The 12,286-nt window shown below is 33.9% G+C and carries 12 protein-coding genes; 3 read left to right on the top strand and 9 right to left on the bottom strand.

Going from position 1 to position 12,286, the window contains the following annotated elements; all coding sequences use genetic code 11:
• Positions 1-22 precede the first annotated feature (22 nt).
• Positions 23-820: an SDR family oxidoreductase gene (locus JI747_RS03630; protein ID WP_225686343.1), complete on the bottom strand. Its 798-nt coding sequence runs from the start codon at positions 818-820 to the stop codon at positions 23-25.
• Between the two features lie 143 nt (positions 821-963).
• On the opposite strand from JI747_RS03630, the gene JI747_RS03625 reads away from it, so the two are divergent.
• Positions 964-1,362 (top strand): VOC family protein, encoded by a 399-nt coding sequence (locus tag JI747_RS03625; RefSeq protein ID WP_225686342.1) that lies wholly within the window; start codon positions 964-966, stop codon positions 1,360-1,362.
• A gap of 64 nt (positions 1,363-1,426) precedes the next feature.
• On the opposite strand, the gene JI747_RS03620 is transcribed toward JI747_RS03625, so the two are convergent.
• Positions 1,427-2,338 carry a ClpXP adapter SpxH family protein gene (locus JI747_RS03620; protein WP_225686341.1) on the bottom strand — a complete coding sequence of 304 codons (912 nt, stop codon included), beginning with the start codon at positions 2,336-2,338 and terminating at the stop codon, positions 1,427-1,429.
• 249 nt (positions 2,339-2,587) lie between these two features.
• Here JI747_RS03620 and JI747_RS03615 point away from each other — a divergent pair, with 249 nt between their 5' ends.
• Positions 2,588-2,947 (top strand): winged helix-turn-helix transcriptional regulator, encoded by a 360-nt coding sequence (locus tag JI747_RS03615; RefSeq protein ID WP_225686340.1) that lies wholly within the window; start codon positions 2,588-2,590, stop codon positions 2,945-2,947.
• Between the two features lie 183 nt (positions 2,948-3,130).
• Here the strand turns inward: JI747_RS03615 and JI747_RS03610 are convergent, their stop codons facing one another.
• Both JI747_RS03610 and JI747_RS03605 read right to left on the bottom strand, forming a co-directional pair.
• Positions 3,131-3,496 (bottom strand): VOC family protein, encoded by a 366-nt coding sequence (locus JI747_RS03610; RefSeq protein ID WP_225686339.1) that lies wholly within the window; start codon positions 3,494-3,496, stop codon positions 3,131-3,133.
• A gap of 81 nt (positions 3,497-3,577) precedes the next feature.
• Positions 3,578-4,624, bottom strand: coding sequence for a M28 family metallopeptidase (locus tag JI747_RS03605; protein ID WP_225686338.1), 1,047 nt, complete (start codon positions 4,622-4,624; stop codon positions 3,578-3,580).
• A gap of 87 nt (positions 4,625-4,711) precedes the next feature.
• Between JI747_RS03605 and JI747_RS03600 the strand changes: the two genes are divergently transcribed.
• Entirely contained in the window at positions 4,712-5,851 is a 1,140-nt protein-coding gene (locus JI747_RS03600) for an aminotransferase class I/II-fold pyridoxal phosphate-dependent enzyme (RefSeq protein WP_225686337.1), read from the top strand.
• 69 nt (positions 5,852-5,920) lie between these two features.
• On the opposite strand, the gene JI747_RS03595 is transcribed toward JI747_RS03600, so the two are convergent.
• From JI747_RS03595 to JI747_RS03575, 5 genes are all read right to left on the bottom strand, one after another.
• The gene (locus JI747_RS03595; RefSeq protein ID WP_225686335.1) at positions 5,921-8,653 is read right to left on the bottom strand and encodes a sodium-translocating pyrophosphatase; all 2,733 of its coding nucleotides are present in this window, start codon (positions 8,651-8,653) and stop codon (positions 5,921-5,923) included.
• A gap of 173 nt (positions 8,654-8,826) precedes the next feature.
• Positions 8,827-9,438, bottom strand: a complete 612-nt coding sequence (locus JI747_RS03590; protein ID WP_225686333.1) for an inorganic pyrophosphatase — start codon at positions 9,436-9,438, stop codon at positions 8,827-8,829.
• 23 nt (positions 9,439-9,461) lie between these two features.
• Complete coding sequence (locus JI747_RS03585; protein ID WP_225686332.1) at positions 9,462-9,974, bottom strand: DUF7935 family protein; 513 nt, start codon at positions 9,972-9,974, stop codon at positions 9,462-9,464.
• An 80-nt stretch (positions 9,975-10,054) separates the two neighbouring features.
• Positions 10,055-11,089: a hypothetical protein gene (locus tag JI747_RS03580; protein WP_225686331.1), complete on the bottom strand. Its 1,035-nt coding sequence runs from the start codon at positions 11,087-11,089 to the stop codon at positions 10,055-10,057.
• 197 nt (positions 11,090-11,286) lie between these two features.
• Entirely contained in the window at positions 11,287-12,219 is a 933-nt protein-coding gene (locus JI747_RS03575; protein WP_225686330.1) for a phytanoyl-CoA dioxygenase family protein, read from the bottom strand.
• Positions 12,220-12,286 lie beyond the last annotated feature (67 nt).

The following is a 12,286-nucleotide window of genomic DNA, read 5'->3' as shown; positions in this document are numbered from 1 at the left end:
CTGAGACATTCAAGCGATGGAATTAAATAAACTGTTTACCGAATTGTTCCCTGAATGCTTCTGCTCCCATATTCAGTCGTTGTGCATATAATGCTTTAGCATCTTCTCCTGCAACATATCTCAACTGCTTTTTACCGTCTGTAGCAGCTTCATACACTACTTCAGCAATCAGTTCAGGCTCAGAAGCACCTTCCATCATGGTTTCTGTATTAGAAAACATCGTATCTATCATGTCTTGATATTCAGGTTTCGTTCCCATGTCTAAAGAACGGCTGATGAAATCGGTCTTGATTCCCCCCGGAGAAACTGTTTTTACATCCACTCCGAATGTGTTTAATTCATACGCCAAACTTTCGCTCCATCCTTCAAGTGCCCATTTTGTCGCATGATAGGTTGAACCTAATGGAAAAGCAATTAAACCTCCAATGGATGTTGTTGTAATGAACATTCCGCTTTTTCTTTCTCTGAAATAAGGGATAAATTCTTTTGTAACACGAATCACACCTAATAAATTAGTATCTAATTGTTTCAGGATCTGATCATCATTTAAAGCTTCCAAAGGTCCGATTAAACCATATCCCGCATTATTGAACACCAAATCAATATCATTGGACTCCAACGCTTTTTTTACTGTTGTCTGAATTTGTTCTAAATTCGTAACATCTAATGGAAGAAGGGTCACGTTTTCCAATTGATTCAGTTCTGTTTCAGCTTCCGGATTTCTCATTGTTGCGATGACGTTCCATCCTCTGCTTTGAAATAATTTTGCTGTTGTTTTTCCTAGTCCTGTTGAGGCACCTGTTATGAAAATTGTTTTCATTTTTTCTTGTTTTAAAATTACATGACAAAATTCTGAACTTATCCAAAGATTAAAGTTGCCAAAACGGATATTGATGTAGCCAAAATGAAATTGGTCTGAAATTTTCATTCTAAAATCACAGCATTACACTAAATCAAAATCTTATGAAAACAAAACAAATCTGGGCCAACCTGCCTATTTCTAATCTTGAAAGAACCACAAAGTTTTATGAAGAATTGGGCTTTACAGCAGATAATTCTGTAAAGTCTGATCAGTTGATAAGCTTTTCCTTTGGAGAAAATAACTTTATCATCAATTTTTTTCTAAAAGATATTCTTGAGAATAATACAAAAATGAAATTTTCTGATTTAAAAACCGGAAATGAAATCATTTTCAGCCTTTCTGCCCAAAGTAAGGAAGAAGTTGATGAATGGGTAAAAGTAGTGGAAAAAGCTGGCGGCACAATCTCTGCAGCACCATATATAATAGAAGAAGGATATACATTTGGTTTTACCGATCCGGACGGACATGCATTCAATGTCTTGTATTGGCCGGGAATGTAATTATAAAAATACCGAAGATCCATAAGAACCTTCGGTAAAACTTGCTAAATATGATTGTAGTTAATTACGATTTTAAAGTCCAGATTGAACCGTTCTTTGTCGTAAATTTTTCAAGAGTTCCTTTAGTTGCAAGGTCATTTAAAAGTTTTTCGCTTTCAACTCTTGGTGTTCCTGATAATTCTGAAAATTCTTTTGCTGTAAGGGAATGATATTTTGAAAAAAGACTTTCCCAGTTTTTAGAATATTCAGATTTTTTTGTATCTGAGTTTATTTTTAAGATAGCGGTTTCATAAAAAGCGTATGGTTTTGAACCATATACTGTTTCTCTGTTTCCATCTCCGTTCGTAAAGAACATCGTAGGGAAACCACGAACACCCATTTCTCTTGCCAATTTCAGATCTTCCTGGAAAAGGTCTTTTGCTTTTCCTTCAAAATCTGCTTTTAATTTATTCGTATCTAATCCTACTTTTTCAGCAGCAGCAGCAATATGTTCCCATTTAGCGATATTTTTTTTCTTTAAAAATACCATTTCACGAAGCTCTCTCATAAAATCCAATGCTTTAGATTTATCCTGAAGCTGAGCTGCTTTAAACGCAATTGAAGGTGGGTAAGAAGAATCCAAAGGATCTTTTAACCATACATCTCCGTCGATGGGCATATCATAATATCCGCTTACTTCATCCCAATGATGGGCAACATCTGCGGGTTTGCTGATTCCTCCACTGTTGTAGCTCCAGTCCGGAAGAAGACCTCCCATTCTGTATTCTATTTCTACGCTGTTTCCGTATTCTAATTTTAACTTTCTCAATTGAGGTTCAATTCCCCAGCAAGAAGAGCAGATGGGATCGGTAAAATAAATAACTTTCACTGGTTTTTCATTTGTTTTGACATACCCATTGTCCAATTTTTCTCCTGGTGTTTCACAGACCCCTGTAGCAGGGTCACATAATAATGGGTTAGTAGTTTTGTTTTCCATTTTTTTACTTTTATCGTTCTGTCCGTTGCAACTGCTTAGCGTTACGGTAAGGAACAAGAATGTTAGTATTTTGTAGTTTATCATTTTGTTAATCATGATAATATTTTATACATATTTACTATTAGCTGCAAATCTAGTATTTAATCATTACATTTTCACAATAAATTTCCTTTTGGAAACTAGTTTCCTCTAGGAAACTACCTGATTATTTTCATACATTTACATCTTCGAATTTAAACAAACTAAGGAATGAAAAAGGTCGCCAATTTAAATACATCATTAGTCTGTAAGAACAGAATGAATGCTATTAAAGATGCTATGGAAATTCTGTCAGGTAAATGGAAATTCCACATTTTAGGAACTCTATTGCAGGGAGGGAATATGCGTTTTATGGATCTTTTGAGAGAAATTGACGGTATTGCCGCTAAAATGCTTTCAAAAGAGCTTCAGGATATGGAGATCAATCATCTGATCAAACGTACTGTACTGGATACAAAACCTGTAACTGTAGAATATGAAGTGACAGAATATGGAAGAACAATACAGCCTATTATTGACGAAATTGCTAAGTGGGGCATTGAATACAGAAAATCTCTTTATCAGAAATAAAAAAACCGACAATGGTCTGTCGGTTCAAAAAACAAAAATTGATATGGATATGATTAGATATGTGTTTTAGTAATTTTTTTGTTGATACAAATTTATATTTATTTAGAATCAATAAAAATAAAAACATCCTGACATTTATCAGGATTACCAAAGTTTAGATCTAAATCATATCTCTTTTTAAAATTATTGAGTGAAGAATTCACCAAAATGCCATAAAATACCGGCCGGATCATGAACGAAACATTCTTTTCCCCAGGTCATCGTTCGTGGCGGAGTCAGTTTTACTCCTTCATATTTCTCAAGGTTTAATTGTTGGAGACCTTCCCAAAACTCATCAACATTCCCTACTTCTATAAAAAGCATGGTATTATCAACCCAGTCTTTTACATAGGCATCCTGCAAATAAAATCCCAAATTATCCCATGTAAACAGTGATAATTTAGGTTCTAAAATAATTTCTTCAAAGCCCAAATCTTTATAAAAACTCCGGCTGATCTCAAAGTTTTCTGATCCTATAAACGGACGTATTGATTTGATTTCCTGTTTCATATTTAATGATATTATTTTAAAATAAAAAAGGACAAACTGTATGATTCAACAAATTTGTCCTTGAGTTTTTTTGATTGCAGATTATTTTTTATCTACTACGATTCTGTCTTTTCTGTTGGCCAGTTCCCAGGCTGTTGCAAAAACTAATTGCGTTCTTTTTGCCAGTAAGTTGTAATCAATTTTTTCAACATCATCTGTTGGCTTGTGGTAATCTTCATGAATTCCGTCAAAGAAAAATGCTACCGGAACATTGTTTTTAGCAAAATTATAATGATCAGATCTGTAGTATAATCTTTGAGGATCATTCGGGTCATCATACTTATAATTTAATTCCAGATTATTTGTTGTTTTGTTAGCGGCTTCATTAATTACTTTTAATTGTGAACTCAACATATCTGAACCGATTACATATACGTATTGTTTCCCCCTGTTTTCAGGATCATCACGTCCTATCATATCAATATTTAAATCGACAACTGTATTGGCCAAAGGAAATACAGGATTATCTGTATAGTATTCTGAACCAAATAAACCATGCTCCTCTCCTGTCACGTGAAGGAATAAGATCGATCTTTTAGGTCCTTTCCCTGCCTTTTTAGCACTCTGGAAAGCCTTTGCAATTTCCATTACGGCAACGGTTCCGCTTCCATCATCATCCGCACCGTTATACACGATTCCGTTTCTTGTTCCTACGTGATCATAATGCCCTGAAATCACAACAATTTCCTCAGGTTTTTCACTTCCTTCTATGAATGCCAAAATATTTTCAGAATCAGGAAGATTTCCGCCCCCTCTCTGTTTCATAAAATCAGCCGGAACCTTCTGATAATACGACCCTAATGCTTTTGGGTAAGAAATACCTAAGTTTTTATAATAATTAATCATGTATTCACCTGCTCTTTTCTGTCCCGGACTTCCGGTATCTCTTCCCTCCATTTCATCGGAAGCAATTACATATAAGTTTTTCTTTAGATCTTCTGCCTTAATCTCCTTATAAGCAGTCTGAAAGGCTTTGTTATATGTTTTAGGGGAAATAACAGATGTGCCGGACGTTTCCGTAGAAACTTTAGAAACTCCGCAGCTTGTAAGTAAAACTGCAGCTAACACCGGAATGATTAACTTTTTCATTTAAAATAATTTTCTTAAAAATAGCAAAATATATTTATTCTTTACTGAAATCCAAAATTTATTATATTTGATTTAAATGCAAAATAGATGCAAGAACTTTACGGATTTAATCATTTTTCTTTTTTTACAGAAATGTCTGAGCTCGCCAGAAAGCACGGAAGTTTCGATCTGTCTTTAGGTTTGCCTGATTTTGAAGTCGACAGCAGATTACGATATTATCTGAAAGAATCTGCAGACTGTGTCAGTCACAGCTATGAATCCCTCGAAGGGAATGCTTTACTGATTGATAATATTATTAAATTCAATGCCAAAAGAAAGAATAGTATTGTCATAAAAAAAGGAGAAGTAAATATTGTTCCCTGTTCAACGTTTGCTTTATATACTTCTTTAAAATCTATTCTTAATCAAGGAGATGAAGTCATTGTAATACAACCCTCTTACTATACCTATGCTCCTTCAATTGTTCTAAATGGAGGCTTTCCGGTCTATTATGATCTGGAATGTGATTTCACCATTAATTGGGACAAACTTCAAAGCTGCATTTCTGAAAAAACTAAAGCGATTATTGTAAATTCTCCCCAAAATCCCACCGGTAAAATCTGGAATCAAAATGACTGGAATCAATTATATGAATTAATTAAAGATCAGGAAATTTACTTAATCTCAGAAGAGATCTATGATATATATTGTTATGATGATATTGAACATTATAGTTCGTTTCTTCATCCGGATCTAAGAAAAAGAACCTTTTGCATATTTTCTTTCGGAAAAATGTTTCATGCAACCGGCTGGAAGGTAAGTTACCTGCTTGCTGCAGAGGATTTATTAAATAATTTCAGAAACTACCAACAGTATATTTCTTTCAGTACCAATGCTCCGGCTCAGTATGCGGTTGCAAAATATTTAGAAGTATTTGATCCCGAAGAAAACAGGAAAGCCATGCAGGATAAAAGAGATATTTTTAATGAACTTATCCAATACACTCCTTTGCAGGTTGAGCAAAAAGCACAGGGAAGTTTCTTTCAGGTCGTTAATTTCAGAAGTATTTCCAAAACAATGACTGACGTAGAATTCTCCAAATGGCTGACTGTAGAGAAAAAAGTATCTTGTCTCCCTGTTTCTGCATTTTATAATTCTAAAACAAATTCAGATTATATAAGATTCAGTTTTGCAAAAAAAGATGATCTGATTATTGATGCTTTAGAGTATTTGAGAAAAAATCTCTAAAAATAGGGTCAAGATTCTACATAAAAAAGCACTGCAATTACAGTGCTTTATACTTTAATTGGTATTTAATTAAAAAGAAAGAACCCTTACATCAATTCTTCGGTTTTTCGCCTTGCACTCATCGGTATCGTTAGCTGCACAAACGGGATGCTGAGAACCATATCCTTCTGCTTCTACTCTATCTGCAGCTATTCCTAATTCTAGTAATTTAAGTTTTGCCGTTTGAGCTCTTAAATTGGATAATTTTTGGTTACTTTCATCATTTCCTGAATTGTCAGTATAGCCTCCTAATTTTATTTTCAGGTCCGGATAGGCGGTCATAATTTCAACCAAATTCAATAACTGAACTTCTGAACCTGCTTTTAAATCACTTGAACCTGTTTCAAAATATAAGTTTTCAATGGTATACCAGTTATTTGCATCTAAAATTCTCTGATCTTTTTGTTTCACCGAATTATACAACTGATACAATTGACTTCCTTCTCCTATTGAAATTTTCTTTCCTCCTTTTAGTTCAACTTCTTTAATATTTCCAGTATCATAAACAAAATCACCGTTTTCATTGACGTAGCCTTTAATTTCTTTTGGATTTAATACAATTGCTCCGTTATGAGTATCTATTGCAGAACCAAGTCCTGAAACGCCAGTTAAAGCCTCAATTTTTGCTTTCCTGTTGGCTTCTATTTTATCTTTATGCAACGTTGCTAAAGTCGGTGCGATAACCAAAGAAACGATAGACATTAATTTAATCAAAATATTCATCGATGGCCCCGAAGTATCTTTGAACGGATCTCCTACGGTATCTCCTGTAACAGAAGCTTTATGAGGTTCAGATCCTTTATAATATGTTTGTCCATTGATGTCGACTCCTTTTTCAAATGATTTTTTAGCATTATCCCAAGCTCCGCCTGCATTGTTCTGGAACATCCCCATAAGAACCCCGCACACAGTAGCTCCTGCTAAAAACCCACCCAAAACTTCAGGTCCAAAAATAAATCCAATTAATAATGGTGAAATAATAGCAATGGCTCCCGGAAGCATCATTTTCCTGATGGAAGCATCGGTAGAAATGGCAACACATTTTTCATATTCAGGTTGTGCTTTTCCTTCCAAAATCCCGGGAATTTCACGAAATTGCCTGCGAACTTCTTCTACCATGGCCATTGCAGCCTGTCCAACCGCAGTAATAGCCAATGAAGAAAATATAAAAGGGATCATCCCTCCCACAAATAATCCAGCCAAAACATCGGCTCTGTAAATATCAATCCCGTCGATGCCTGCAATCCCTACAAAAGCTGCAAATAAGGCTAAAGCCGTTAATGCCGCTGAAGCGATAGCAAACCCTTTTCCCGTTGCTGCGGTAGTATTTCCGACAGCATCTAAAATATCTGTTTTTTCACGGACTTCTTTTGGCAATTCACTCATTTCGGCAATTCCACCTGCATTATCTGCAATAGGACCAAAAGCATCGATTGCCAATTGCATTGCGGTTGTTGCCATCATACCAGCAGCAGCAATAGCAACACCATATAATCCTGCACATAAATAAGAGCCATAAATTCCACCAGCTAAAACAATAATTGGAAGTAAAGTAGATTCCATTCCAACCGCTAATCCGCCAATAATATTGGTCGCATGACCTGTTGAAGATTGTCTTACAATACTGGAAACCGGTCTTTTCCCTATTGCAGTATAATATTCTGTAATGATACTCATCAATGTACCGACTACCAATCCTACCATAATGGCTCCAAAAACACCCATTTTAGTAAATTCCTGACCTCTCAGTACCATTTTCTCCGGTAAAATATAAGTAACCAGAAAATAAGAAGCTATGGCGGTAATAACGATACTTCCCCAGTTTCCTAGATTTAATGCGTTTTGTACGCTTGACGTAGAGGAATCTTCATTATCATTAATTCTGACAAATAGAGTTCCTATCATAGAAAATATAATTCCGGTTCCTGCAATCAGCATTGGGAGAAGAATTGGGGCAAAACCTCCAAAAGAATCTTCAGAGATCGTTTCTCTTCCTAAAACCATGGTTGCTAAAACTGTCGCCACATAAGAACCGAATAAATCGGCTCCCATTCCTGCAACGTCTCCTACATTATCACCAACGTTATCTGCGATTGTTGCCGGATTGCGAGGATCGTCTTCCGGAATTCCGGCTTCTACCTTTCCTACCAGATCTGCCCCAACATCTGCAGCTTTAGTATAAATTCCGCCTCCTACTCTTGCAAAAAGAGCAATGGATTCTGCTCCTAAAGAAAATCCGGTTAAGACCTCAATGGTTCTTTCCATTTCGTGAGAATCTACGGGAGCATCCGGTGCAAAAATCTGTTTGATGATTAAAAATAAAGAACCCAGTCCTAAAACGGCCAAGCCGGCAACCCCCATTCCCATTACAGAACCTCCTGTAAAAGAAACTTTAAGCGCTTTGGAAAGTGACGTTCTAGCAGCTTCTGCCGTTCTTACATTGGCTTTTGTTGCGATTTTCATTCCGATAAAGCCTGCAGATGCCGAAAATATAGCTCCAACAGCAAAAGCAATCCCGATACTCCAGTGAGAGTTCGCATTGCTCATACCCATCACCGCTAAAAGAATAGCTACAATTACTACGAAATAAGTTAAAATTTTGTACTCAGCCTTTAGAAAAGCCATTGCACCGTCAGCGATATGTCCGCTGATAACTTTCATTTTGTCATTTCCGGCATCCTGCTTACTTACCCAATTGCTCTGAATAAAGGTATACAGCAAAGCAATGACACCAAAAATTGGTACTAACACAAATAAGTCCATAGTTTAATATTTTTTTGGTAATAGAGTATTAAATATAATAAATAATTCCCAAGGATTTTAATAAAATAATACAACACGTTGAAAACATTAATGCAGTATCTTGCAGGACTTCAATAAAAAAGGATAAATGAAAAATCATTTATCCTTTAATTTATAATCAAATAAAGAGAATCTTATCCTCCATATTTATTAGCATAATCATCCTGAGAAGCTTTGATTACTTTTCTTGCGTGATCTGCTCCGTACACTTCTTGAATTCTGCATTTTGCAGGCTCATCCGGTAAGTTTTTGTATGTCAGGAAGTAGTGCATCAATCTTTTCACTTCAGCTTCAGGCAATTCAGAAATATCTCTGTAGTGGCCAAAAGCGTGATCTCCGATCATTACAGCAACGATCTTGTCATCAGCTTCTCCTCCGTCAATCATTTTGAATCCACCGATTGGAATAGCTTCCATCAACAGACCTCCTGAATGAATATTATGAGAACTCAAGACACAGATATCAAGTGGATCATGATCTCCCATTGTAACATCATTTGCACCTCTTTCAATAGCCAAATCCATTACCGCCTGATCGCAGTATGTTCTAGGAACGAAACCATACAATGCAGGAATGATATTTGAGAATTTCTGAGGTCTGTCAACCTTTAAAAATCCTGTTTCTTTATCTACTTCATATTTAATAGTATCTGAAGGAACGATCTCCACGAAAACATTTACAACATTTGGCGCATCTTCTCCCGCAGAAATCCCATGCCATGGATGTGCTTTAAAATTTGGAATCATTTTATTTAAAATTTTATTTTTAGTTAAGCTATTATTATAATTTCTCTTCTTAAATCTTCAATCGTTATTGAAATATAATCTTCACTTTCCATATAATTCATGATGAAAATGGTCTTAAATTCTTCAAGATTAGCATTCCCATTCAATCCGTCATATGTTTTATGAAGCAAATCTATTACTGCATTTTTAGAATCAACAATATTTTGCCATGAATTTTTCGTAACATATAATTGCTGAGAAGAATTATATTCAAATTCTTCATTAATTGTCTTTTCGGTAAGGAAAATAAACTCGTGACTCGCCAGATCTTTATTGAACCTTTGAACTAAGTTTGAAGGTTTTATTCTTTCCAAAAACAAGGTCATTCTTTCATACGCCTGCGTCTTGTTTTCTGAATTTGATTTTACCGAAAGTAATTTAATTTCCTGTTCTTTAAGTTTAATGTAAGTGAATACAAACTGTCTTAGTAAAACCAAGAAAGGAATTGCAATAATTAATGCAAATGCATAGGGCAGATATCCTGAAAAATTTGTCATAATTTGAGGTAGCAAAATTACTAATATTTTCTGAATTCCCCCCTACTTTTTAATTTATATAAAGGTACAATTCAATGGTATTATGAAGAATAATTGATTTCTATATTTTTCTTTTTTAAAATACCTTCTTTTGAGAATTGAATATAAATTAAAGCTAAAATTATTAGGAGATAATATCCCAACATCATTCTATTGACTAAACTGGGAAATATTAAAAAGCGAATAAAAACGGCTATATATATACTTGCAAAAAATAAACTGTAAAGTTTAAGTTTTGGATTTTTAACATTGAAATTAGCAGCAAGAATTATAGTGATGAAAAGTAATAAAATTGGAAAGTAAGAGCCATTAAACTCAAGCAATATATTGCTCTTTAAAAAATTAAAATAAGAAGAAAAATAAAAAGGGTCAGGATTTGATATTGGATAAATCTGAACCTGGGTAAATTGATTCATGAATAATGTTGACCACGAAATTTGATTAAAATATTGTATAAGAAAAAAAGAAGAACCTATATAAAAGTAAGAAAAACACAAATCGCGAACAGAGATTCTAAGGCTTTTTCTGTATACAAATATCAGTAGAAAAACAAACGAATAAAAAATATAATATTCGGGTCTTGTAAAAATGCAAAGCATTGCAAAAATTGTAGCAAGAAGAAAGTTTTTTCTAAAAATAAAATAATAAAAACTCAATAAAAGCAACAAACAAGCTAAATTATCCGGTGAAGCATGTCTGCTAGATTCTAGAAAAGGCTTGAATAATGATAAAATAATTGTAATGAATACTGCCAGATTTTGATTCCTTAAAATGTTAGTCAAAAATCTAAAAACTAATAGAAGAATCAAAACATAAGAAATTATAGAAACCAAAAATATTGAAGTTGAAGCTTCAAAACCGAGCTTGAAAAATATTAAATTGATAAAATTAAAAAAAGGTTTTACAGAGAAAAGTTGTAATTCTTCTTCATATGCTTTGGGATTTTCTGCTAAAACTTTATAATAAGTATTTTCACCTTTCGCAATCTCTTCGTGAGATAAGTCATATACAAAGTGTTTTGGATTTTTCTCCTTCAATTCAGTATATACTTTTTCATGAATCTCTTTAATTCCCATCTCGGGATATTCTGCTTTATACACTAAGCCCATGTATGCTTCTATGTCTACATTATAATACTGGTGAGTATATAAATAATAGGACATGATACATAAGTAGATAGAAAGGAAATAAACAAAAAGAGGATTACCTTTTTTAAGCATTTTAGGTGATGTCTGTTAATTTAAATTCAATGATAAAAATATGAGTAAATATTTTACAATTCAAAAAGCGCAGGACGCTGGGTAACCTCATGATAACAAACACTATTTTCATCAAAATAATGGTAAACTAAACTCTTTCTAGTTCGTGATTTATCTAAATGGGGCTCTCCGCCATGAAGAATATTGGCGTGCCATATTAATAAATCTCCTTTTTTAGCCTTGAAAATTTCTTTTTTAAGGTCTAATTCTTTCACCTTTTTTTCAAGGAATTCTTCATATGCTTTATAGCTTTTCTTACCAATTCTTAGGCTATTTCCTTCATTGTCATAATCTGAATTTAAAAAATAAGGAAGTTTATGACTTTCAGGAATATAATGTAAGGCTCCGTTACTTTCATCAATATCTTCTAAAGCAATCCATACTCCCAAAAGTCCTCCTAAAGGATAAGTGGTCATATGAATACTATCAGAATGTGTCTTTTGCTGGCTTCCGTTGATGAAATTAATGCTTTGAAAAAGTTTTGCCTGTCCATCTATTAGAACGGAAAGAAATTCCAAAAGTTCTTTATTATCTCCAATATTTTTAATGATCTCAGAATGATGAATGACAAACATTAATTTCCCTCCATAGCGGAATTTGATTGTTCCGTTTGCCATTAACTGATCGATTTCTGCATTGATTTTATCAGCCGTTTCAGAGCTTAGGTAATTTCTTAGAATAAGATATCCTTTATCATCAAAACTGATTACACTCTTTTTGTTATCCTCAGTAAGATTTTTGTAAAAAGAGGTTCCCGATAATGCATGGGCATCTACTTTTCTTTCATTCTCAGGAAGATGAGCAAAATCTTTGCTGGAAATACTTGAAAAGTAATTTTTATTGATTCCGTACTTTTTATATAATGGGATATTATGTTTTAATTTACTTTTATTAAAAAAATTGTAAACAATATATGGCAGCTTATAGTTTCGAATTTGCTTTAACATTAGATCTTATGTAATAATTTACTATAAAGTTACAAAATAATCTCCCAATTAGAATAAATCTAAATAA

Origin of the sequence: Chryseobacterium tagetis (assembly GCF_016735585.2) — a bacterium.
Taxonomy (GTDB): domain Bacteria; phylum Bacteroidota; class Bacteroidia; order Flavobacteriales; family Weeksellaceae; genus Chryseobacterium; species Chryseobacterium tagetis.
Note: the sequence above shows the minus strand (reverse complement) of the source record. Positions and strands in the feature narration are given on the sequence as shown.